22 protein-coding genes and 1 tRNA gene are annotated in these 21,204 nt (G+C 67.4%); 9 read left to right on the plus strand and 14 right to left on the minus strand.

Going from position 1 to position 21,204, the window contains the following annotated elements:
* Positions 1 to 2 precede the first annotated feature (2 nt).
* The 8 genes from RU09_RS15340 to RU09_RS15375 all read right to left on the minus strand — a co-directional run bounded on the left by RU09_RS15340 (position 3) and on the right by RU09_RS15375 (position 10,124).
* Complete coding sequence (locus tag RU09_RS15340) at positions 3 to 1,265, minus strand: alpha-L-fucosidase (RefSeq protein WP_042541741.1); 1,263 nt, start codon at positions 1,263 to 1,265, stop codon at positions 3 to 5.
* A gap of 106 nt (positions 1,266 to 1,371) precedes the next feature.
* Positions 1,372 to 2,400, minus strand: coding sequence for a ketol-acid reductoisomerase (gene ilvC, locus RU09_RS15345; protein ID WP_042541742.1), 1,029 nt, complete (start codon positions 2,398 to 2,400; stop codon positions 1,372 to 1,374).
* A gap of 45 nt (positions 2,401 to 2,445) precedes the next feature.
* A complete protein-coding gene (gene ilvN / locus RU09_RS15350) occupies positions 2,446 to 2,955 on the minus strand; it encodes an acetolactate synthase small subunit (protein ID WP_042541743.1) in 510 nt (169 codons plus the stop codon).
* Between the two features lie 2 nt (positions 2,956 to 2,957).
* A complete protein-coding gene (locus RU09_RS15355; protein ID WP_042541744.1) occupies positions 2,958 to 4,760 on the minus strand; it encodes an acetolactate synthase large subunit in 1,803 nt (600 codons plus the stop codon).
* A gap of 60 nt (positions 4,761 to 4,820) precedes the next feature.
* On the minus strand, positions 4,821 to 6,539 hold the full coding sequence (ilvD, locus tag RU09_RS15360) for a dihydroxy-acid dehydratase (protein ID WP_042541745.1): 1,719 nt from the start codon (positions 6,537 to 6,539) through the stop codon (positions 4,821 to 4,823).
* A 9-nt stretch (positions 6,540 to 6,548) separates the two neighbouring features.
* On the minus strand, positions 6,549 to 7,346 hold the full coding sequence (gene otsB / locus RU09_RS15365) for a trehalose-phosphatase (RefSeq protein WP_042541746.1): 798 nt from the start codon (positions 7,344 to 7,346) through the stop codon (positions 6,549 to 6,551).
* Between the two features lie 45 nt (positions 7,347 to 7,391).
* Positions 7,392 to 8,801: an alpha,alpha-trehalose-phosphate synthase (UDP-forming) gene (locus tag RU09_RS15370; protein ID WP_042541747.1), complete on the minus strand. Its 1,410-nt coding sequence runs from the start codon at positions 8,799 to 8,801 to the stop codon at positions 7,392 to 7,394.
* A 51-nt stretch (positions 8,802 to 8,852) separates the two neighbouring features.
* Positions 8,853 to 10,124, minus strand: a complete 1,272-nt coding sequence (locus RU09_RS15375) for an MFS transporter (RefSeq protein WP_042541748.1) — start codon at positions 10,122 to 10,124, stop codon at positions 8,853 to 8,855.
* A 233-nt stretch (positions 10,125 to 10,357) separates the two neighbouring features.
* Here RU09_RS15375 and RU09_RS15380 point away from each other — a divergent pair, with 233 nt between their 5' ends.
* Positions 10,358 to 10,636 (plus strand): hypothetical protein, encoded by a 279-nt coding sequence (locus RU09_RS15380; protein WP_042541749.1) that lies wholly within the window; start codon positions 10,358 to 10,360, stop codon positions 10,634 to 10,636.
* A 4-nt stretch (positions 10,637 to 10,640) separates the two neighbouring features.
* Here RU09_RS15380 and RU09_RS15385 read toward each other — a convergent pair whose 3' ends face one another.
* The 3 genes from RU09_RS15385 to RU09_RS15395 are packed head-to-tail and all read right to left on the minus strand — an operon-like array spanning position 10,641 to position 13,292.
* Entirely contained in the window at positions 10,641 to 11,843 is a 1,203-nt protein-coding gene (locus RU09_RS15385; RefSeq protein ID WP_042541750.1) for an acetyl-CoA C-acyltransferase, read from the minus strand.
* 23 nt (positions 11,844 to 11,866) lie between these two features.
* Positions 11,867 to 12,517 (minus strand): 3-oxoacid CoA-transferase subunit B, encoded by a 651-nt coding sequence (locus tag RU09_RS15390; protein ID WP_197066093.1) that lies wholly within the window; start codon positions 12,515 to 12,517, stop codon positions 11,867 to 11,869.
* A 1-nt stretch (position 12,518) separates the two neighbouring features.
* Complete coding sequence (locus RU09_RS15395) at positions 12,519 to 13,292, minus strand: CoA transferase subunit A (RefSeq protein WP_042541751.1); 774 nt, start codon at positions 13,290 to 13,292, stop codon at positions 12,519 to 12,521.
* 103 nt (positions 13,293 to 13,395) lie between these two features.
* On the opposite strand from RU09_RS15395, the gene RU09_RS15400 reads away from it, so the two are divergent.
* The 4 genes from RU09_RS15400 (at position 13,396) to RU09_RS15415 (ending at position 16,415) form a co-directional block, all read left to right on the plus strand.
* On the plus strand, positions 13,396 to 14,181 hold the full coding sequence (locus RU09_RS15400; RefSeq protein WP_042541752.1) for an IclR family transcriptional regulator: 786 nt from the start codon (positions 13,396 to 13,398) through the stop codon (positions 14,179 to 14,181).
* Positions 14,182 to 14,246: 65 nt separating this feature from the next.
* Positions 14,247 to 14,684 carry a MarR family winged helix-turn-helix transcriptional regulator gene (locus RU09_RS15405; RefSeq protein ID WP_042541753.1) on the plus strand — a complete coding sequence of 146 codons (438 nt, stop codon included), beginning with the start codon at positions 14,247 to 14,249 and terminating at the stop codon, positions 14,682 to 14,684.
* Positions 14,681 to 15,907: an MFS transporter gene (locus RU09_RS15410; RefSeq protein ID WP_042541754.1), complete on the plus strand. Its 1,227-nt coding sequence runs from the start codon at positions 14,681 to 14,683 to the stop codon at positions 15,905 to 15,907. Before RU09_RS15405 ends, RU09_RS15410 begins: the two co-directional genes overlap by 4 nt.
* Before the next feature lie 34 nt (positions 15,908 to 15,941).
* Positions 15,942 to 16,415 carry a YbaK/EbsC family protein gene (locus RU09_RS15415; protein ID WP_042541755.1) on the plus strand — a complete coding sequence of 158 codons (474 nt, stop codon included), beginning with the start codon at positions 15,942 to 15,944 and terminating at the stop codon, positions 16,413 to 16,415.
* Positions 16,416 to 16,422: 7 nt separating this feature from the next.
* Here RU09_RS15415 and RU09_RS15420 read toward each other — a convergent pair whose 3' ends face one another.
* Both RU09_RS15420 and RU09_RS15425 read right to left on the minus strand, forming a co-directional pair.
* Positions 16,423 to 16,836: a hypothetical protein gene (locus RU09_RS15420; RefSeq protein WP_156145952.1), complete on the minus strand. Its 414-nt coding sequence runs from the start codon at positions 16,834 to 16,836 to the stop codon at positions 16,423 to 16,425.
* Between the two features lie 106 nt (positions 16,837 to 16,942).
* Positions 16,943 to 17,015 (minus strand) — tRNA-Lys (locus RU09_RS15425).
* A gap of 147 nt (positions 17,016 to 17,162) precedes the next feature.
* Here RU09_RS15425 and RU09_RS15430 point away from each other — a divergent pair.
* Both RU09_RS15430 and RU09_RS15435 read left to right on the plus strand, forming a co-directional pair.
* Positions 17,163 to 17,960 carry an inositol monophosphatase family protein gene (locus RU09_RS15430; RefSeq protein ID WP_042541757.1) on the plus strand — a complete coding sequence of 266 codons (798 nt, stop codon included), beginning with the start codon at positions 17,163 to 17,165 and terminating at the stop codon, positions 17,958 to 17,960.
* A 22-nt stretch (positions 17,961 to 17,982) separates the two neighbouring features.
* Positions 17,983 to 18,546, plus strand: coding sequence for a hypothetical protein (locus RU09_RS15435; RefSeq protein ID WP_042542141.1), 564 nt, complete (start codon positions 17,983 to 17,985; stop codon positions 18,544 to 18,546).
* Positions 18,547 to 18,576: 30 nt separating this feature from the next.
* On the opposite strand, the gene RU09_RS15440 is transcribed toward RU09_RS15435, so the two are convergent.
* Complete coding sequence (locus RU09_RS15440) at positions 18,577 to 18,891, minus strand: DUF7882 family protein (RefSeq protein WP_042541758.1); 315 nt, start codon at positions 18,889 to 18,891, stop codon at positions 18,577 to 18,579.
* A gap of 87 nt (positions 18,892 to 18,978) precedes the next feature.
* Here RU09_RS15440 and RU09_RS15445 point away from each other — a divergent pair, with 87 nt between their 5' ends.
* Together RU09_RS15445 and RU09_RS18135 are read left to right on the plus strand one after the other, a co-directional pair.
* A complete protein-coding gene (locus RU09_RS15445; protein ID WP_042541759.1) occupies positions 18,979 to 19,833 on the plus strand; it encodes a hypothetical protein in 855 nt (284 codons plus the stop codon).
* A 124-nt stretch (positions 19,834 to 19,957) separates the two neighbouring features.
* The gene (locus tag RU09_RS18135) at positions 19,958 to 21,133 is read left to right on the plus strand and encodes a GmrSD restriction endonuclease domain-containing protein (protein ID WP_052493002.1); all 1,176 of its coding nucleotides are present in this window, start codon (positions 19,958 to 19,960) and stop codon (positions 21,131 to 21,133) included.
* Positions 21,134 to 21,204 lie beyond the last annotated feature (71 nt).

Consider the following 21,204-nt stretch of genomic DNA (forward strand, 5'->3'; position numbering starts at 1 on the left):
CCTCACGCCGAGAGCGTCAGCTCGATCACCGGCAGCAGCACGTCGGGGCGCCTGACGGGCAGATGGACGGTGAGCGTCCCCTCGGCCTCTCCTGCCGGGGTCATCAGGTCAGCCTGCTGCTCAGGGTCGGATGCGCTCGTCTTGAGCCACGACCCGTCATGCAGCAGCCGCGCATATGTCACTCGTCCGGCGAGATCCGGAAGGTGGACGAATCCCATCGGCCAGGAGAACAGGCTCAGGTACAGACGATCGCCCTTGCGGGTGTACACGCCTTCACGAGGAGGCGTGAACTCGGCGTGCCCCGCCCCGATCACCGCACCTCCGTGCAGCCGCATCCATTCGCCGATCTCGCCGAGCGTCGCGGCGTCCCGCGGAGCGATGGCCCCGCGCCCGTCCGGACCGATGTTGAGAAGCATGTTGCCGCCCATCGAGACCGAATCGACCAGCATCTGCGTCAGCATCGTCGACGACTTCTGGTCGGTGTTGTCCCTGTCATACCCCCACGACCCGTTGAGCGTCTGGCACGCCTCCCACGTCAGGGCGACACCGTCTCGGACGATCGGCGCGGTGGGCTGATACTGCTCGGGGGTCACGAAGTCCGCGGGGATCCCGAGGCGGTCGTTCACCAGCATGTTCGGCTGGAGCTCGCGGCACAGTGCGAGCAGACCGGGGGCATCCCAGTCGTCGGGCCCCTTGCCGGACCAGCCGTCCTTGGCCTCGGGGTAGGTGAAGTCGAAGAACAGGTAGTCGATCTCGCCGTAGGCGGTCAGCAGTTCACGCACCTGAGCATGCAGGTACTCCCGGTAGATCGCCATGTCCCTGCCCACGTTCAGTTCGTGCGCGTCGGCATCGTCTCGACGAGGGTGGTTCCAGTCGATCGTGAAGTGGGGATGATGCCAGTCGATCACCGAGTGGTAGAGCCCCACCTTGAGACCCTCGGCGCGGAGTGCGTCGACGTACTCGCGCACCAGATCGCGCCCTGTCGCCGCGACGGAGGTGAAGTCGGTGCGCTGAGAGTCCCACAGGCAGAATCCATCGTGGTGCTTGGTGGTCAGCACGACATAGCCCATCCCCGTGTCCTTCGCGGTGCGCGCGAGGGCGCGAGCATCGAACAGATCAGGATCGAAGTGCTCGAAGTAGGGGCGGTAGTCCTCGTCGGTCAGGCGTTCGTAGTTCTGCACCCACTCATGCCGGGCGGCGCCGCTGTAGAGGCCGAAGTGCACGAACATGCCGAAGCGGGCGTGATCAAACCATTCCTGTCGCATACCTCCATCCTGGCACAGACATCCGATGTCTAGCGAGGTGAACGGTGCAGACGCAGAAACGGGCACCCCCGGAGGGATGCCCGTTCTTTCGAAGATCGAATCAGCGTCAGCGCGCAGCGCTGCCGTCGACGTAGTCCTCGTCCTGCTGCTTCCATGCGAAGAGCGAGCGCAGCTCCTTGCCTGTGGCCTCGATGGGGTGCGTCTCCTCCTTGGCCCGCAGCGCGAGGAACTCCTCGCCGCCGTTGTCCTGGTCGTCGATGAAGCGCTTCGCGAACGCACCGCTCTGGATGTCGGCGAGGATCGCCTTCATCGACTCCTTGACCTCGGGGGTCACGACGCGGGGGCCCGACACGTAGTCGCCGTACTCGGCGGTGTCGGAGACCGACCAGCGCTGCTTGGCGATGCCGCCCTCCCACATCAGGTCGACGATGAGCTTCAGCTCGTGAAGCACCTCGAAATAGGCGATCTGCGGCTGGTAGCCAGCCTCGGTGAGCGTCTCGAAGCCGGCCTGGACGAGGTGGCTGACGCCACCGCACAGAACGGCCTGCTCACCGAACAGGTCGGTCTCGGTCTCCTCGGTGAAGGTCGTCTTGATGACGCCGGCGCGGGTGCCGCCGATGGCCTTGGCGTACGAGAGCGCGGTCGCCCAGGCGTTGCCCGACGCGTCGCGCTCGACGGCGATGATGTCGGGGATGCCGCGACCGGCGACGAACTCGCGACGCACGGTGTGGCCCGGTGCCTTCGGTGCGACGAGGATGACGTCGACGCCCTCGGGAGCGTCGATGTAGCCGAAGCGGATGTTGAAGCCGTGCGCGAAGGCGAGCGTCTTGCCCTCGGTGAGGTTCGGGGCGATCGACTCGCTGTAGATCGTGCGCTGGTGCTGGTCCGGCGCCAGGATCATGATGAGGTCGGCCCACTGAGTCGCCTCAGCGACGGTCTTGACCGCGAATCCGGCTTCCTCCGCCTTCGGCGCCGACTTCGAGCCCTCCTTGAGCGCGATCGCGACCTCGACACCGGAGTCGCGAAGGTTCTGCGCGTGCGCGTGACCCTGCGAGCCGTAGCCGACGATGGCGACCTTCTTGCCCTGGATGATCGACAGATCGGCGTCTGCGTCGTAGAAGATCTCGGTGCTCACTGGTTTTCTCCTTGATTGGTGTTCGTGTACGTGTAGGAAATCTGGTCAGCCGCGCAGGACGCGCTCGGTGATGCTCTTGCCGCCGCGGCCGATGGCGAGGAGACCCGACTGCGCGATCTCCTTGATGCCGAACGGCTCGAGGGCACGGAGCATGGCGTCGACCTTGCCCCGATCACCGGTGACCTCGATCACCAGCGCGTCGGACGCATAGTCCACGACCGAGGCGCGGAACAGGTTGGCGACCTCGATGACGTTCGACCGGTTCGCGTTGTCGGTGCGGACCTTGACGAGCATGTGCTCGCGCTGCACCGAGGTCGGGAAGTCGAGCTCCACGATCTTGATGACGTTGATCAGCTTGTTGAGCTGCTTGGTCACCTGTTCGAGAGGCAGGTCCTCGAGGTCGACGACGACGGTGATGCGGGAGATGCCCGGCACCTCGGTCACGCCCACCGCGAGCGAGTCGATGTTGAAACCGCGGCGCGCGAACAGACCTGCGACGCGGGTCAGCAGACCGGGGGTGTTCTCCACAAGGAGGCTCAGCACGTGAGTCGACATGGTCAGTCCTCCTCGTCGAAAGCGGGCGCGTGCTCGCGGGCGTACTGGACGTAGCTGTTGCTCACGCCCTGGGGAACCATCGGCCACACCATGGAGTCGGCGCTGACGACGAAGTCGATGACGACGGGGCGGTCGTTGGTCTCGAGAGCGAGCTTGATCGCCGCGTCCACCTCCTCCTCCTTCTCGACACGGATCGCGAGACAGCCGTAGGCCTCGGCGAGCTTCACGAAGTCAGGGATGCGCACAGTGCCGTGACCGGTGTTCAGGTCGGTGTTCGAGTGGCGGCCGTCGTAGAACAGCGTCTGCCACTGGCGGACCATGCCCAGCGACGAGTTGTTGATGATCGCGACCTTGATCGGGATGTTGTTGATCGTGCAGGTCGCGAGCTCCTGATTGGTCATCTGGAAGCATCCGTCACCGTCGATCGCCCACACCACGCGGTCGGGCTCGGCGACCTTGGCGCCCATGGCAGCGGGGACGGAGTAGCCCATCGTGCCCGCTCCCCCGGAGTTCAGCCAGGCGTTGGGTCGCTCGTACTTGATGAACTGCGCAGCCCACATCTGGTGCTGTCCGACTCCGGCGGCGTAGATGCCCTCCGGGCCGGTCAGCTCACCGATCCGCTGGATCACGTACTGCGGCGCGAGGAGCCCGTCGGTCGTCGGCGCGTATCCGAGGGGGAACTCGGTACGCAGGCCGTCGAGGTACGACCACCACTCCTCCGTGTCGGGAGTCGTCGTGTTGACGGCCGAGCGGAACGCGGATTCGAGGTCGACCAGCACGTCGCGGACGTCTCCGACGATCGGCACATCGGCCGTGCGGATCTTCGAGATCTCCGCCGGGTCGATGTCGACGTGCACGACCTTGGCGTTCGGCGCGAAGAGCGCAGCCTTGCCGGTCACACGGTCGTCGAACCTCGCGCCGAGCGACACGATCAGGTCGGCCTCCTGCAGCGCAAGCACCGCAGGGACGGTGCCGTGCATGCCCGGCATGCCCAGGTGCTGCTGGTGCGAGTCGGGGAACGCGCCGCGAGCCATGAGCGTCGTCACGACCGGTGCGTTCGTCGTCTCGGCCAGGGCGAGCAGCTCGGCCGACGCACGACCACGGATCACACCGCCACCGACGTAGAGCACCGGCTTCTTGGCCTCGGCCAGAAGGGCGGCTGCCGCATGGATCTGCTTGCCATGGGCCTTCGTCACGGGGCGGTACCCCGGCAGATCGTACTTGGGCGGCCAGACGAACGGCGCCATGGCCTGCTGTGCATCCTTGGTGATGTCGACGAGCACCGGACCGGGGCGGCCCGTCGATGCGATCTCGTACGCCGCCGCGATGGCGCCGGGGATCTCGGATGCGTCCTTCACGAGGAACGAGTGCTTCGTCACCGGCATCGTGATTCCCACGATGTCGGCCTCCTGGAACGCGTCGGTGCCCATGAGCGTCGAGAACACCTGGCCGGTGATCGCGAGCAGCGGCACCGAGTCCATGTAGGCGTCAGCGATCGCTGTCACGAGGTTGGTCGCACCGGGGCCAGAGGTCGCGATGCAGACACCGACCTTGCCCGACGACGATGCGTAGCCCTCGGCGGCGTGGCCCGCTCCCTGCTCGTGCCGCACCAGGATGTGCCGAAGGTCGGCCGCATCCATGAGCGGGTCGTAGACGGGGAGGATCGCGCCGCCGGGGAGGCCGAAGACATCCCTGACGCCGAGGAGCTCGAGCGTGCGGACGACAGCCTCTGCTCCGGAGATCTCCGGTGCGGCGGATTTGGGTGCGGGCGGCCTCGGCACAGCCGAGACGGTGTCAGCAGTCATGACACTCCTTCTGATGGTCTGGAGGCGACGTCGGAGGCTGGATGCCGGATTCGACGCGGATCAGCCGGTCGTCGCGCCCTCGGCGGCTGACCGCACGAGACGCGAGTACTTGGCAAGAACGCCACGGGTATAGCGCGGGGGTAGCGGCTCCCAGCCAGAGCGGCGGGAGGCGAGCTCCGCCTCGTCGACGAGTAGGTCGAGAGAGCGAGCTGCGATATCGACCCGTATCAGATCACCATCGCGCACGAAGGCGATGGGACCTGCGTCCACCGCTTCGGGTGCTATGTGGCCGATGCACAGGCCGGTTGTGCCGCCTGAGAATCGTCCGTCAGTCAAGAGTAGTACATCTTTTCCGAGCCCCGCGCCCTTGATGGCCGCGGTGATGGCCAGCATCTCGCGCATACCGGGTCCGCCCTTCGGACCCTCGTAGCGGATCACGATGACGGTGCCCGCCTCGATCTCGCCGTTGGCCACGGCGTCCATGGCCGCACGCTCGCGCTCGAACACGCGGGCGGGGCCCTCGAACACGGCGGCGTCGAAGCCGGCCGTCTTCACGACCGCGCCCTCGGGCGCGAGCGAGCCGTGCAGGATCGTCAGGCCGCCGGTCGCGTGGATCGGGTTGTCGAACGTGTGGATGACCTCGCCGTCGATCGGCTGCGGGTCGAGATCCGCGAGGTTCTCGGCGAGCGTCTTGCCCGTCACGGTGAGCGCGTCGCCGTGCAGCAGCCCCTCGTCGAGCATCGCCTTCATGATCACGGGGATGCCGCCGTGGCGGTCGACGTCGTTCATGACGTACTTGCCGAACGGCTTCATGTCCGCCACGTGCGGCACCTTGTCGCCGATGCGGTTGAAGTCGTGCAGGCTCAGCTCGACATCGGCCTCTCGCGCGATGGCGAGCAGGTGCAGCACGACGTTCGTCGAACCGCCGAGGGCCATCGCGAGCGCGATGGCATTCTCGAACGCCTCCTTGGTGAGGATGTCGCGGGTCGTGATGCCCTGACGGAGCAGGTTCACGACGGCCTCGCCGGAGCGGTGCGCGAAGTAGTCGCGGCGGCGATCCGCGGCGGGCGGGGCCGCCGAACCGGGAAGGCTCAGGCCGAGGGCCTCGGCCACCGACGCCATGGTGTTGGCCGTGTACATGCCTCCACAGGCACCTTCACCCGGGGCGATCGCGCATTCGATGCGCTTGAGGTCCTCTTCGCTCATGAGACCGGCGCGGCACGCGCCGACGGCCTCGAACGAGTCGATGATCGTGACGTCCTTCTCGGTGCCGTCGGAGAGCTTGACCCATCCGGGGGCGATCGAGCCGGCGTAGAGGAAGACGCTGGAGAGGTCGAGTCGGGCGCTGGCCATGAGCATGCCGGGGATCGACTTGTCGCAGCCGGCGAGCAGCACCGAGCCGTCGAGCCGCTCGGCCATCATCACGGTCTCGACCGAGTCGGCGATGACCTCGCGCGACACCAGGGAGAAGTGCATGCCCTCGTGGCCCATCGAGATGCCGTCGGACACCGAGATCGTGCCGAACTGCAGCGGGTAGCCACCACCCGAATGCACGCCCTCTTTCGCCCCCTGCGCGAGACGGTCGAGGCTCAGGTTGCAGGGCGTGATCTCGTTCCAGCTGGACGCGATGCCGATCTGGGGCTTGTCCCAGTCGGCGTCGCCCATGCCGACGGCACGGAGCATGCCTCGGGAGGTCGTCGCCTCGATGCCGTCTGTGACGACGCGGCTGCGGGGCTTGATGTCGATGGGCGCGCTGGTGGAGGGATCATGCGAGGACATGACGGAAGTCTATTCCCGCCGAGAGGTGCGCTCGTCCGCGAGCGCCTCCAGAAGCAGAGCGATCTGTTGTGGGTTCTCCACACGAAGCTCGGCGGCGCTCTCCCCCGGGCCCACACGCACGCCCAGATCATCGCCGGTGAGCACCCGCATCGCGTCCTCGTCCGTGACGTCATCACCGGCGAAGAGGATCGCGGTCGCACCGAAATGCTCGCGAAGGGCGGCCATCGCGGCGTCCTTCCCCTCCTTCCGAGAGGAGAACTCCAGGACTCGGTGTCCTGCGCGTCGCCGCCAGTGGGGGAACCGCTCCGCCACCAGCGCGTCGATCTCGGCGAACACGGCCTTCTCGACCTCGGGAGTGGCCGTACGCGTGTGCACGCCCATCCCGAAGGTCTTCGGTTCGAGCTCGGCACCCTCGTAGCGATCGATGATCGGTCGTGCCGCCTCCCACAGCTCCTCACGGGAGCCCTCGGCGGACTCGGCACCGTCGGTCGCGGCATCGCCGACACCCGGGTACCAGTACTGGGCACCGTGCGAACCGGCCAGAGCGATCAGCGAATCATCCGTGTGCTCGGTGATGACTCTCAGGTCATGCATGCTGCGCCCCGACACGTAGGCGACCACCGTGTCCGGCAGAGCGGCGAGCCGCGTGACCTGCGTCGCGACCTCGGGCAGCGCCCTGGCCGCCATCGGGTCGGGGATGAGCGGAGACGCCGTGCCGTCGAAGTCCAGTGCGACGACCAGCCTGGGCGTCGCGGCGATGGCGCTCAGCGCCGGGTCTGCTTCTCCGGGGGTCCAGCTACGGGTCACAGGGTCTCCAATCGAGGCGGTGTCCTCCCAGTATGACCCGGCGGATCAGCGTCGGCGGACCTCCGCGAGCGCGCGGAGGAACGACGACGACCAGGCGTTCACATCGTTCTCCAGCACACGGCGCCGCAGTGACCGCATCCGCTTGCCCTGCTCGGCCGGCGTCATGGAGACCGCTGTCATGATCGCGTCCTTCAACCCGGCGATGTCGTGCGGGTTGACCCGCACCGCCTGTCGCAGCTCATCGGCGGCTCCCGTGAACTCGCTGAGCACGAGCACACCGCGGTTGTCGGCTCGGGTCGCCACGTACTCCTTCGCCACGAGGTTCATGCCGTCGCGCAGGGCGGTCACGAGCATGACGTCGGCGGCGAGGTACAGCGCGACCATCTCCTCGCGCGGATAGCCCTGGTGCAGATACCGGATCGCCGTGTGACCCATCGTGTCGTGGTCGCCGTTGATGCGCCCGACCGCGAGCTCGATCTCGTCCCGCAGGTGCACGTAGGCATCGACGCGCTCGCGACTCGGACTCGCGACCTGCACGAAGGTGACGTCGTCGACGCTCAGCTGGCCGTCTTCGAGCAGCTCGCCATACGCCTTGATGCGGTGTCTGATGCCCTTGGTGTAATCGAGCCGGTCGACGCCGAGAAGGATCTTCTTGGGATTGCCGAGGCTCGCTCTGATCTCGGCCGCCCGTGCCCGCACCTCGGGGCGGGCAGCGAGCTCGAGATACGGAGCCGTGTCGATGGAGATCGGGAACGCCCGGGCGACCGCGGTGCGTGTGCGTCCGTCGTCCGTCGGGATCGCCACTGCTGATCCCTTGACCTCATAGCGCAGGCGACGGCGCACCGCCGTCAGGAAGTACGTGGCGTCCTGCGCGCGCTGGAATCCGATGACGTCGGCGCCGAGCAGACCCTTCAGCACCTGATCACGCCAGGGCAGCTGGGCGTAGAGACCGTGCGCCGGGAACGGGATGTGATGGAAATAGCCGATCGTGACGTCGGGTCTCAGCTCCCGGATCATCTGCGGCACCAGCTGCAGCTGGTAGTCGTGCACCCAGACCGTGCCGTCGGGCGCGACGACATCGGCGGCGGCCTCTGCGAACCGGCGGTTGACCTTGACGTACGCCTCCCACCACTCGCGGTGATACTGCGGCGGCGCGATCACGTCGTGGTACAGCGGCCAGATCGTGTCGTTGGCGAAGCCCTCGTAGTAGTCGGCGACCTCTTCGGCACTGAGCGGCACGGGAATCAGGTCGATGCCGTTGATCTCGAATCGGTCCAGCTCGAGGTCGGCCTGTCCCGGCCACCCGACCCAGGCCCCCCGCGCGCTGCGCATCATCGGCTCGAGGGCGGCGACCAGACCGCCCGGGGAGGTCCGCCACTCCTCGTCTCCGTCAGGACCCACGACCCGGTCGACGGGAAGTCGGTTGGCGACGACGACGAAATCTGCGACTGACATGTGTGGATGCTCCTGACGATGCAGTGGGGGTGCTCCTCAGGCTACAGAAGCTCAGACCGAGGCTACGCGAGGTCGAGTGGCACTGAGGGGCCAATTGACAAGGGCGGCCGTGAACGCTACGCCGGCGGCGATGATCGGCAGGACGAGGGCGCTTCCTGTGCCCACGTTCTCGGCGAGCTCCCCTGCCACCGCCGCGCCGAGGGACTGACCGACGACGATGCCCGAACCGAGCATCGTCATCACCGTGGCCGAGCGTCCGAGCGGGCTGCGCGCGGCGCCGAAGCTGTACTGGGTCACCAGGGTCGGTCCGATTCCGATTCCCATGATCGCCAGCGCGACCATCATCATCGCTGGCGAGTCGACGAGCAGCAGCAGCAGGCTGCCTCCGAGCAGGATGCCGGAGAACAGCAGCCAGCGCGCCCGCAGCGAGAACCGCACCGGAAGCCAGGCGACACCGAGGGCGAGGATCGCCGAGCCGACGCCCATGACGCCGTAGAGGAGTCCCGCTTGCTCGGGGGCGCCTCGATCGGCCATGAAAGACGTGAGCGCCGTGAGCATCGTGCCGAAGAACATCCCCACACCGAGGATTCCGACGACGACGATCAACAGATGCGGGCTGAAGAGCTCCGACACCTTGGACGGGGCCCTGCCGTCTTCATCTCGGTGCACGGACACGGCGCGCGCACTCGGATGCAGGGCGAATGCGCCGACGAACACCACCGTGAGCACGGCCGCTCCGATCAGCGGTGCCCAGGGAGCGAGCGCCGACGCGAGGATGCCGACGATGAAAGGGCCGAACACGAACACGGTCTCATCGGCGGCGGACTCGTACGCCATGGTGCCCGAGACGGTGCGGGTGCGGAGCGCCTCCGGCATCCGGTCGGCGATCATCGTGACGAGCCTCGATCGAGACATGGGGGCGACCTGCGGGGCTGTCGCACCGATGCCGAAGGCGGCGATCAGCACCAGGGCATCCGCTCCGCCGGTGTAGACGACGAGGGTGAAGATGACCAGCATCGCTCCGTTGGCGATCGCCAGGATGAGCAGCACCGTGCGCTGGCCGAAGCGATCAGCCGCGGCGCCCAGCAGAGGCCCGAAGCACGCCGTGCCCAGGCCGACCGCTGCGGAGGTGAGTCCGCCGAGCGAGAGCGAGCCGCGCGCCGAGACGACGACGGTGAGGACTCCGACGACCATCATCGCGAACGGCAGTCGGGCGATGAACGCGATGATGAAGTACGGCAGGCCCGCGATGCGGAGCAGTCCTGGTGTCTCCGGCGTGGGCGTGGGGGCGTGGTGCTGAGGCGTGGGTGTTGCGTGTGTCATGGGCTCTCGCGCGTCCGCAGACGCGGGGTCGGGTGCCGCCGCTGTCCGCCGGAAAGCCGACGGCCGGTAGATACACGGATTGCGGCCGCGGGCGAGCCGCGACTCCCCCATTGTACCGCGCGGGTCAGAACCGTCTCTGGATGCCCTCGGTCGACGAGTCTTCGTCCTGACAGAATTCGCGCCGGATTGTCAAGGCTGAGCGCCGTGAGGCGGTCGGAAGGTAGCGTGAAGGCATGAACTACCTCTCGGGAACCGGACTCCTTGGCGCGATCATGACGGGAACCACCCTGCTCCGCGGCTCCCGCGACACGCAGCTCACGTGGCGATCTGCGCTCGCGTGGGTGAGCTGGGGCATCAGCCTGGCCCTCGCGATCGGCGCGGTCGTCGACACCCGGCGGGCGAAGCAGGGACGCCCCGTCTCGCCGGACTCGCCCGTCTATGCGAAGCAGCAGCGGGAGCACGAGAAGCAGGCCAAGAAGGAGTCGAAGGGCATCAAGCCCCTCAAGCGCTGACTTCTCAGCGTGTGAGGATCAGCGCCTCACCCTGACCACCGCCGCCGCACAGCCCGACGGCAGCGGTGCCCGAACCGCGGCGCGCGAGCTCATGAGCGACGTGGACGACGAGCCGCGTGCCGGATGCTCCGATCGGATGGCCGATCGCGATGCCGCCGCCGTGGATGTTGACGACGTCGCTGCTCAGACCGAGCTCGACCTGCGATCGTGCGACCACGGCTCCGAACGCCTCGTTGATCTCGACGACATCCAGATCCGCCGGTGCGATCCCCTGCTTCTCGCAGGCCCGCTCGATCGCGCGGGCGGGCTGGGCCTGCAAGGAGTTGTCCGGGCCCGCAGTCTGACCACTCGCTCCGACGGTGACGAGCACCGGCCATCCCTTGGCCTCCGCGGTGCCGCGAGTGGTGACGACGACCGCCGAGGCCCCGTCGGAGATCTGAGACGAGTTGCCCGCCGTGATCGAGCCGCCGTCGGCGAACGCCGCCCGAAGACCTGCGAGCGACTCGACGGTGGTGTCGGGTCTGATCCCCTCGTCGGCGGTGACGAGCACCGGCTCTCCGCGACGCTGTGGCACCGCCACCGGCACGATCTCGTCGTCGAACACCCCGGCAGCCTGCGCCGCCGCGGCGTGCTGATGCGACAGTGCGGCGACCTGGTCCTGCGCGTCCCTGGTCAGGTCGTAGCGGGCGTTGTGGCGTTCCGTCGACGCGCCCATGCTCTCTTTGTCGTAGGCGTCTGTGAGGCCGTCGAAAGCCATATGGTCGAGCACCTCGACGCTGCCGTACGTCCATCCGTCGCGCGAACCCATGAGCAGGTGCGGAGCTCTGGTCATCGATTCCATCCCGGCCGCGACGACGACCTTCGCGTCGCGCGTGCGGATCATCCGAGACGCGTCGATGATCGCGGTGAGACCGGACAGGCAGACCTTGTTCACGGAGTGAGCCGGAACGTCCCAGCCGATGCCGGCGCCGATCGCCGCCTGTCGAGCGGCGTTCTGGCCGGACCCGGCCGCCAGGACCTGACCCACGATCACCGCGTCGACGTCAGAGGGATCGATGGATCCCTGTTCGAGCGCGCCTCTGATCGCGAACGCACCGAGCTGCGGGGCGGTGAAGCTCGCCAGCTGGCCTTTGAGCCGCCCCTGCGGGGTGCGCGCGGCGGCGACGATGACGACGTCCTGGTCTTTCGGGTGGTCGTGGGCGCTCATCTCAGCCCCTCCGTTCTCTGGGTTCATCGGTCGAGCATCTCTGCGGGAATGGCGAGCGGCGGCTCGGTCGAGTCGACGACCTGTTCCACTGTCACGCCCGGTGCGAGCTCGACCAGCGCGAGACCATCGGGTGTGACGTCGATGACCGCCAGGTCGGTGATGATCCTGTCGACCACGCCGCGTCCGGTGAGGGGAAGCGAGCAGTGGTGCACGATCTTCGCCGATCCGTCTCTCGCGACATGCTCCATCAGGACGATGACGCGCGCGGCGCCATGCACGAGGTCCATCGCGCCACCCGGGCCCTTCACCATCTTTCCAGGGATCATCCAGTTCGCGAGGTCTCCCGTCGCGGACACCTGCATGGCGCCGAGGATCGCGGCGTCGATCTTTCCGCCTCGGATCATGCCGAAGCTCGTCGCCGAATCGAAGAACGCCGCACCGGCGAGCACCGTGACCGTCTCCTTGCCCGCATTGATCAGATCAGGGTCCACCGCATCCTCGGACGGGTACGGCCCGACCCCGAGGATGCCGTTCTCGGACTGCAGCACGACGGTCACGCCGTCCGGCACGTGGTTGGGCACGAGCGTCGGCAGCCCGATCCCGAGGTTGACGTACGACCCGTCCCGCAGCTCGGCGGCAGCGCGTGCTGCCATCTCATCGCGCGTGAGTGCCATGTCAGACTCCTTCCGCAGCGACGGTGCGTCGCTCGATGCGCTTCGGGATGTCAGTGCCGACCTCGACGACGCGATGCACGAAGACACCGGGCAGATGGATGCGGTCCGGGTCCAGCTCGCCCGGTTCCACGAGCTGCTCGACCTGCGCGATGCAGACTCGTCCGGCCATCGCCGCGAGCGGATTGAAGTTGCGGGCCGCCTTGTTGAAGATCAGATTGCCGTGCCTGTCCCCCGCCAGCGCGTGCACCAGTGCGAAGTCGGTGGTGATGGCCTCCTCGAGCACGTAGTCACGTGGCCCTGCCGGCGTGTCGAAGGTGCGCACATCCTTGGGCGGGGACCCCACCGCAACACTGCCGTCGGGGTTGTAGCGCCGAGGAAGCCCGCCCTCGGCGACCTGCGTGCCGACACCGGTCTGCGTGAAGAACGCCGCGATCCCCGATCCTCCCGCACGAAGCTTCTCGGCCAGCGTTCCCTGCGGCGTCAGCTCGAGTTCGAGCTCGCCCGAGAGGAACTGCCGCTCGAACTCCTTGTTCTCGCCGACGTACGAGGACGTCATCTTGCGGATGCGTCCGGCAGCGAGCAGGATGCCGAGACCCCAGTCGTCGACTCCGCAGTTGTTGCTGACGACACTGAGTCCTGCCGTGCCCTGAGCGAGCAGCGCCTCGATCAGTGCGATCGGGTTGCCGGAGAGTCCGAAACCTCCGACGGCGAGGGAAGCACCGTCTCCGATGTCTGCGACCGCCTCCGCGGCATTCGCCCACTGCTTGTCGATCACGCATTCTCCTTCGAAAGACGTACCTGTTCAGCATCCGCCTCTCCGGCCCCGGAAGATAGGCGGCTCTTGCGATGTGGACGCATCAGGGCCTAGCGTCCACATTATGGAATCCGCTGTCGTCGTTCCGGGAACGCAAGCGATCGCCCGCGCCGCGAAGCTCCTCCGACTGGTCACCTCCAGCGGGCATCACGGTGCGTCGCTGCAAGACCTCGCACGAGCCGCTGAGCTGTCTCGCTCCACCGCCCATCGGCTCCTGTCCGCGCTGCGCGCGGAAGGCCTGGTCGACCGTGATGAGTCCACCGCTCGCTGGATGCCGGGCCCGGAGCTGTTCCTCATGGGATCGGTCGCGGCCGCGCGCTACGACGTGACCGCCCTCGCTCGGGACATCGTTCGATCACTCGCGGTCAAGACGGAGGAGAGCGCCTTCCTCTCCGTGCGCAGGGCAGACGAGACTGTATGCCTGCTCCGCGAGGAAGGGTCCTTCCCGATCCGGTCGTTCGTGCTGAGCGAGGGCGTCCGGTTCCCTCTCGGCGTGGCAAGCGCCGGCCTCGCCATCCTGGCCTTCCTGCCTGACCACGATGTGGACGCCTATCTCGAACGGCATCCCGACCTGGAGACGGCGTGGGGCCGGTCACACGGCGCTCGCCCCCTGCGTACACGCCTCGCGGAGACGAAGGAGCGGGGTTACGCGGTGAACCCCGGGCTCATCGTCGAGGGCAGCTGGGGCATCGGTGCAGCGGTCTTCGATCGGTCGGGGAGGCCTGAATGGGCCCTCAGCCTGACCGGCGTCGGGTTCCGCTTCGGACCCGATCGGATCGGCGACCTCGGCAGGACGCTCCTCGCCCACGCGCACCAGCTCTCCGCGCGGATCGCAGGGGCACGGCGCTGACCTGATCCGACCTGACCCGACCTGACCTGACCTCAGTACATACCAACGGGTATATACTCAGTGGTATGAATCGTCAGGATGTCATTCCCTCACTCGTGCTCTCGGGGTACGCGCTCGGCCGCATCGCCGCGCAGGACGCCGGCAACGACGCACCTGCCGCACAGTGGCGGGTGCTGAGCCTGCTCGAGCAGGCGGGGCCGAAGAGGGTCGGAGAGCTCGCGGCCGCGGCGCGCACGACCCAACCCGGGATGACCCGGCTGATAGGGAATCTGGAGCGCGAGGGACTTGTGCTCCGCTCCCCCGACGCCGAGGACTCGCGCGCGATCGCCGTCGCCATCACCGACCCAGGCTCCCGAGCGCTGCAGGCATGGCGCGACGAGTTCCGCGACACTCTCGCTCCGCGCTTCGCCGACCTCGACGCCGACGAATGGGGCGTCCTGACCCGCGCTGCCGAGATCCTTGCAGCGCACACCACCACAGAGTCGACAGGAGCTACAGAGTGAACACCCCCGCCACCTCCGTGTGGAAGCAGCCAGCCCAGGTGTGGGCCGTCGCATTCGCGTGCGTCGTCGCCTTCATGGGCATCGGACTGGTCGACCCGATCCTCCCGGCGATCGCTGAATCGCTCCAGGCGAGCCCGTTCCAGACCGAACTGCTGTTCACGAGCTACCTCGCGGTGACCGGACTGGCCATGCTCGTCACCAGCTGGATCTCGAGCCGCATCGGCGCGAAGAAGACACTGCTGATCGGACTGGCGCTGATCGTCGTGTTCGCTCTCTTCTGCGCGCTCAGCGGCAGTGTCGACGCGATCATCGGCTTCCGCGCAGGGTGGGGTCTCGGCAACGCCCTGTTCATCTCCACCGCACTGGCGACGATCGTCGGATCGGCGACCGGAGGCAGCTCCGCGGCCATCGTCCTGTATGAGGCGGCTCTCGGCCTCGGCATCGCGATCGGCCCGCTCTTGGGCGGCCTCCTCGGCGAGCAGAGCTGGCGCGCACCGTTCTTCGGCGTCGTGGTGCTGATGGCGATCGCGTTCCTCGCGGTCCTCGTCCTTCTGCGCGGCCCCGCTGAGAAGCGCACACCGGTGCCGTTCTCGGCGCCTTTCAAGGCCCTCGGCCGCCCCGCCCTCGCCGTGCTCGCCACGGCGGCGTTCTTCTACAACATCGGGTTCTTCATCCTGCTCGCGTTCTCGCCGTTCCCCCTCGGCTTCGGAGCGATGGGGATCGGCTTCACCTTCTTCGGGTGGGGCATCGCGCTCGCGGTCACGAGCGTGTGGGTCGCACCGCTGCTCATGCGCCGGATGTCACGCACCCGTGTGATACTCACGGTTCTCCCGCTTCTCGCCGTCGATCTGATCGTCGCCGGGTTCCTGGTGGAGTCGTCAACGGCACTCGTCGTCTGCATCGTCGTCGGCGGACTGCTGCTCGGAGTGATGAACACCGTGCTCACCGAGGCCGTCATGGAGGCGACGGACCTGCCCCGATCGGTGGCCTCCTCGGCGTACTCCTCGGTGCGATTCCTCGGCGGAGCGATCGCTCCGCCGCTCGCGGCAGCCCTGTGGCACGCGTTCGACGCGACGGTCCCCTATCTCGTCGCAGCCGCCGCAGTGCTGGTCGCCGCGCTGACGATCTTCCTCGGACGCAGGATCCTCGCGCACATCGACGACGAGCCGGATGACGCCGCCGTCGAAGACGCCGAAGCGATCCTGCTGGGCGACGCCGCGTGAGACTCGAGCCTGCTGCGTTCGATACCGTGGGGTCATGAACGACCTCCCCGAGCGCAGCAGGCTCGTGCAGCAGCACCTCGTCGACGCCGGTGTCGCGGCAGAGATCCGCATCCTGCCGGATTCCGCGCGGACTGCCCCCGAGGCTGCCGCCGCGATCGGATGCGATGTGTCCGCGATCGCGAACAGTCTCGTATTCGTCGCCGACGGGACGCCGGTTCTCGTGATGACGAGCGGCGGTCACCGGGTCGACCTCGACGTCCTGGCGCGCAGCACCGGCGCGGCCACTATCGCGATGGCACCGGCATCCGTCGTGCGCGAGGCCACGGGCCAGGCGATCGGCGGAGTCGCCCCGGTCGGGCATCCGACGCGGCTGCGCACCTACATCGACGAGGATCTTCGCGAGCACGGAGAGATCTGGGCCGCAGCCGGGCACCCGCATACGGTGATGCCGCTGACCTTCGAGACCCTTCAGCACCTCACCGACGGAGACGTCATAGCGGTCGACTGAGCGACCACTACTTCACGGTCACCGTGATCTCGGCGGTCTGCTGATCGTCTGCGTCTTCGGGAACCGCCCCGCGGAACTCGTATTCGAACTGGATCACCGTCGTGCCGTCACCGACCGGCGCGAACCGATACGAGACCTCGCTCGGAGCACCGGTCTCCCCGTCCTGGCCGAGGTAGCGGGATCGCTCATCGCCAGGTCCGAGCACGGCCGGGTCTGGCTCGCGAGTGATAACCCACGCATCGCCGACTGTCGGATTGATCTCACCGAAGTCGACCACGAGGGCTTCTCCGGGCGCGAGTGTGACCGATGAGGTCGTGTAGGCGACCGTCTTCTCGGTGGCAGAACAGCCCGTCAGTCCCAGACCGAGAGATGTCGCGACCGCCACGACGGCGCAGGCCTTCACCAGTCTGCCCATGGCCATCCCCCTAGCGTTTGCATCACGCTAGCGCACCGAGTGCATGATTCCCGGCATCTCCGTGGGTGCAGAAAAGCCCCGATGACTGGCGAGAGTCATCGAGGCTGATCCGTGCACCCCCTCGGACTTGAACCGAGAACCCACTGATTAAGAGTCAGTTGCTCTGCCGATTGAGCTAGAGGTGCGTGGCCCGGGAATTCCCCGGCCGAGGAATTACATTACCAGCGGATCGCCGCCGGACGAAATCGAGCCGGGTCGTCGGCGTCCGCCGCGCGTGTCGCCCCATGTCAAGCCCTCTCAGACTCCCCTGTTCTGGCGGTTATCCTGGATTCGTGACCGCCTCCCCCCGCGTCGACGACTTCTCTCGCGACCTCGCACTCGCCCTCCGACTCGCCGATGCCGCCGACGCGCAATCCCTCCCCCGGTTCGACAGTCCCGACCTCGAGGTCTCGACCAAGGCCGACAACTCGCATGTCACAGACGCCGACCTCGCGACCGAGCGGGCGATCCGCTCGCTCCTGGCGACCGCGCGGCCGGACGACGGCATCTTCGGCGAGGAGTTCGGCGCCGAGGGCAGCACCCACCGGCAGTGGATCATCGACCCGATCGACGGCACCGCCAACTTCCTCCGCGGAGTGCCGCTGTGGGGCACCATGATCGCCCTCGCGGTCGACGGAATCCCGCAGGTCGGCGTCGTCAGCATGCCTGCCATCGGACGCCGCTGGTGGGCCGCTGCAGGTTCAGGAGCGTGGACCGCCACGGACGCCGAGCCGCGCCGCATCCGAGCGTCCGCCGTGTCGTCTCTCGACGACGCCAGCGTCAGCTTCCAGAGCATCGCCCAGTGGGCTGAGTCCGGGCACATCGACCAGTTGCTGACGCTCGCCGATCGCGTGTGGCGCGATCGTGCGTACGGTGACATCTACGCATACATGCTCCTCGCCGAGGGGCGGATCGACATGGTCGCAGAGTTCGGCGTCAAGGAGTACGACGTCGCCGCCGCTGTGCCGATCGTGCGGGAAGCCGGCGGTCGGATGACCGGCTTCGACGGTGCGGAGACGATCTCGGATCTCTCGACACTCGCCACCAACGGCATCCTCCACGAGGCCTTCCTCGACCTCCTGCACGACTGACCCCCCGATGAAGGCTCGCGCGATGAACCGCTTCACCTCCGCCGCACTGGGCGCTCTGCTGCTCGCTGTCGCGCTCACCTCCTGTGCCGGGACGCCGGAGGGATCCGCCTCGCCCACTCCGGACGCGCCGAAACCCTCCCCCTCAGCCACAGCCGAGCCCGTGGCGTCTCCGAGCCCCACATCCGCGGCGGAGCCCACCTGCGACACGATCGTGTCGGCCGGCACGGTGAAGGTGCTCACCGATCAGGGGTGGACGTTCGAGGAGAAGGAATTCGTGGTCGGCGGCGTGACGCTCGCCGATGGTCTCCTCTGCTTCTGGGCCGACTACAGCGTCGCCTCCGACCATGGCCAGCTCTACGGATGGTCGACGATCAGCGCAGAGGATGCCGCCTCCGCGCAGTCCTCCCTGCTGACAGAAGGCTGGACCCGGGAAGACGGCCCCGACGGCATCTACATCACCGAGAACCCGCAGTTCGCGATGGGCACCGACGAAGACGGATACGGCATGACCTATCTGTTCGGCGACGGATGGGTCAAGTTCGCGGATACCCGCCAGGGTCTGATCCTGATCGAATGGGCCGGCTGACGGCACTCCAGTCCGCCCGTTTCGGTGCGCTCATCGCAACGGCGCGTCGATCACCTCGTCCACGAGGAGGATGCCGCCGGTGGAGTTCACCGACTGCATGAGATCGTCGATCCAGCGTGGGTTCAGCTGCGGCTGCTCCGGCTCGTCGAAGGTGAAGCGCAGCGGGATCGACGGGTGGATCCAGATGGTGGACCGCCCGCCGGGCTCTCCCTCGGGGTGGCGCCACGACAGCGTGAAGCTCTCCTGTCGGCGGAGCTTGGTCGCGATGACGATCTTCAGATGCGCGAGTGCTCGATCCTCGATGTGGATCGGAACGTCGGACGCGCCATAGAACAGCGTTGCCATGCCAACCAGAATACTGATCGGACGGCGATTGGTGCGCACGCGCCGCGGCCCCGAAGAGCCGATCATGAGCGGTGTATCGTCACTCGCATGGATTCGGAGCTCGCTGACATCGCGGTGACGCTCTACACCGGTTCGCCGACCGAATTCATCACCGCACGAAACGCCCGCGCCGCCGACACCGACGACCCCGCTCTCGCGGCCCGAATCCGGGCCTTGAAGAAGCCGTCGGTCGCGGCCTGGGTGGTGAACCTCTTCGCGCACGAACGCAGCTCGCAACTCGGAGAGGCGTTGCTACTCGCCGAAGAACTGCGCGAAGCGCAGGCGGATCTGGACGCTCGCGCTCTCGCACAGCTCGGACGCGACCGGCGCGCCCTCACCCACAGGCTCGCCGCGGACGCCGCCGAACTCGCCGAAGCGCGCGGACAGCGCATCACGGCGTCGACGAGAGAGGCGGTGCAGCAGACCATCAGCGCCGCCTTCTTCGATCCGACCGCGGCCGCCGCCGTCGCGTCCGCTCGGTTGGTGCGGGAGTTGGAACCCGCCGGCACGTTCGCAGACATCGCCGACAGCATCGTCGGCGGGGGCGTTCCCGATGCCCCCGCGGTCATCGCCAAGCCCCTCGATGAGGTCAAGGCGCGCAGAGAGCGACGGGACGCGGAACGGACTGTCAGAGAAGCGGAGAGGACGCACGATCGCGTGGTCCGCGAGGCGGCCACAACGGACCGGGCACTCAGGGATGCATCCGTGCGTGTCGACGAGCTCGCACATCGCGAGCAGGAACTCGAGGCAGAACTGGCGAAGGTGCGGCGCGATGCGAAACGTGCGCGAGGTGAGGCCGAGAAGGCGGAGACCGAGCAGGAAGCACTCGCGCAGCGCGTACGAGACGCGGAGGACGATCTCCGCGCCGCACGGGAAGCCCTCGACGGGCTCGCCAACGCCTGACGTCAGCCTCTGAGAGCCCCCGGCGGAGACACGCGACGCGGAGCCCGCTCGTCAGTCAACCGATATTCTGTGTGTATCCTGAGCGCGGGACTCCACCGGCGGAGCCGAATTCACAAGGAGTGGCATGCGCAATCGGGTACTCGTGGCCGCTCTCGTCACCGCCATCGTCACCGCAGCGCTCACACCAGCGGTGGCACTGGCAGCGCCTCCGACGTCTGCGGAATGGGTACCCGTGGCCACGCTGCTGGATCAGTTGCGTGTCGAGGCTCCTTCCACCGTCAAGTACAACCGCGACCAGTTCTTCGAAGGCGCAGATCTCGACGGGGACGGCTGCCGCACCCGTCAGGAGGTTCTCCTCGAGGAGACCGACATCCCCGCGACCGTCATCGGCGTGTGCACCGTCACTGCGGGTCAATGGTTCTCCTACTACGACAACGTCATACACATCGACCCCGCCGCAGTCGAAATGGATCACCTCGTCGCGCTCAAGGAAGCGTGGGTGTCCGGAGCGTGGGCATGGACCGACGCACAGCGACAGGGATACTCCAACGATGTCGACGACTACCGCACGCTGACAATGGTCACCGCGGCCGTCAACACCGCGAAAGCCGACAAGGATCCTGCGTCCTGGCTGCCCTCCTACGGTGCCATGCGGTGCACTTACGTCTCCGAGTGGGTCGCGGTGAAATGGCGGTGGAACCTGTCCGTCGACCCCGCCGAGAAGAACGCCATCCAGACGCTCCTCACTGAGTGCAGCTGGCGGGACACCCCCCTCCCGGCTGTTCCCGCTGTGGGGCGGCCATCCGCGCCGCCGTTGCCGGAACCCCGCGCCGTCTACCGATTCTGGAGTCCCGTCTACCAGGGTCACTTCTTCACCACTGACCCGACAGAGCGCGATCAGATCATCGCGCGCTGGCCAGGTGTGTGGACATATGAGGGGCAGCGATACACCGCGTTCACGACCCAGGTCGCAGGCACCATTCCGCTGTACCGATTCTGGAGCACTCAGTATTCGGGGCACTTCTACACCGCAGACCCGGCAGAGCGCGCCGCGGTGATCGCCAAGTGGCCGAGCATCTGGAAGGACGAAGGGGTCGCCTACTACGTGTACCCGGCGAACTCCGCTCAGCCTGACACTGTTCCGGTGGCACGATTCTGGTCGAGCTCCGCAGCCCACCACTTCTACACCGCCGACGCAGCAGAACGCGACGCGGTCCTCGCCAAGTGGTGGAGGGTGTGGTCGCACGAGGGCGATGAGTTCCGTGTGCCGTCCTCGGGTGTCCCCAACCCTCATGAGTAGCGACCAGAGCGGCCGCGCTCACGGTCGCGCAAAGAAGGCCCGCCTCCCTGGTTGATCACCAGGGAGGCGGG

Source organism: Microbacterium sp. MEJ108Y, assembly GCF_000834175.1.
GTDB lineage: Bacteria > Actinomycetota > Actinomycetes > Actinomycetales > Microbacteriaceae > Microbacterium > Microbacterium forte.

Bases quoted from the DNA above. Each gene is read 5' to 3' on its own strand.
- RU09_RS15385 (WP_042541750.1), bottom strand. From the start codon at position 11,843: ATGAGCGCCCACGACCACCCGAAAGACCAGGACGTCGTCATCGTCGCC.
- RU09_RS18135 (WP_052493002.1), top strand. From the start codon at position 19,958: ATGCGCAATCGGGTACTCGTGGCCGCTCTCGTCACCGCCATCGTCACC.
- RU09_RS15400 (WP_042541752.1), top strand. From the start codon at position 13,396: ATGGAATCCGCTGTCGTCGTTCCGGGAACGCAAGCGATCGCCCGCGCC.
- RU09_RS15435 (WP_042542141.1), top strand. From the start codon at position 17,983: ATGAACCGCTTCACCTCCGCCGCACTGGGCGCTCTGCTGCTCGCTGTC.
- RU09_RS15355 (WP_042541744.1), bottom strand. From the start codon at position 4,760: ATGACTGCTGACACCGTCTCGGCTGTGCCGAGGCCGCCCGCACCCAAA.
- ilvN (WP_042541743.1), bottom strand. From the start codon at position 2,955: ATGTCGACTCACGTGCTGAGCCTCCTTGTGGAGAACACCCCCGGTCTG.
- RU09_RS15440 (WP_042541758.1), bottom strand. From the start codon at position 18,891: ATGGCAACGCTGTTCTATGGCGCGTCCGACGTTCCGATCCACATCGAG.
- ilvD (WP_042541745.1), bottom strand. From the start codon at position 6,539: ATGTCCTCGCATGATCCCTCCACCAGCGCGCCCATCGACATCAAGCCC.
- RU09_RS15370 (WP_042541747.1), bottom strand. From the start codon at position 8,801: ATGTCAGTCGCAGATTTCGTCGTCGTCGCCAACCGACTTCCCGTCGAC.
- RU09_RS15420 (WP_156145952.1), bottom strand. From the start codon at position 16,836: ATGGCCATGGGCAGACTGGTGAAGGCCTGCGCCGTCGTGGCGGTCGCG.
- RU09_RS15340 (WP_042541741.1), bottom strand. From the start codon at position 1,265: ATGCGACAGGAATGGTTTGATCACGCCCGCTTCGGCATGTTCGTGCAC.
- RU09_RS15390 (WP_197066093.1), bottom strand. From the start codon at position 12,517: ATGGCACTCACGCGCGATGAGATGGCAGCACGCGCTGCCGCCGAGCTG.
- RU09_RS15415 (WP_042541755.1), top strand. From the start codon at position 15,942: ATGAACGACCTCCCCGAGCGCAGCAGGCTCGTGCAGCAGCACCTCGTC.
- RU09_RS15375 (WP_042541748.1), bottom strand. From the start codon at position 10,124: ATGACACACGCAACACCCACGCCTCAGCACCACGCCCCCACGCCCACG.
- RU09_RS15405 (WP_042541753.1), top strand. From the start codon at position 14,247: ATGAATCGTCAGGATGTCATTCCCTCACTCGTGCTCTCGGGGTACGCG.
- RU09_RS15445 (WP_042541759.1), top strand. From the start codon at position 18,979: ATGGATTCGGAGCTCGCTGACATCGCGGTGACGCTCTACACCGGTTCG.
- RU09_RS15380 (WP_042541749.1), top strand. From the start codon at position 10,358: ATGAACTACCTCTCGGGAACCGGACTCCTTGGCGCGATCATGACGGGA.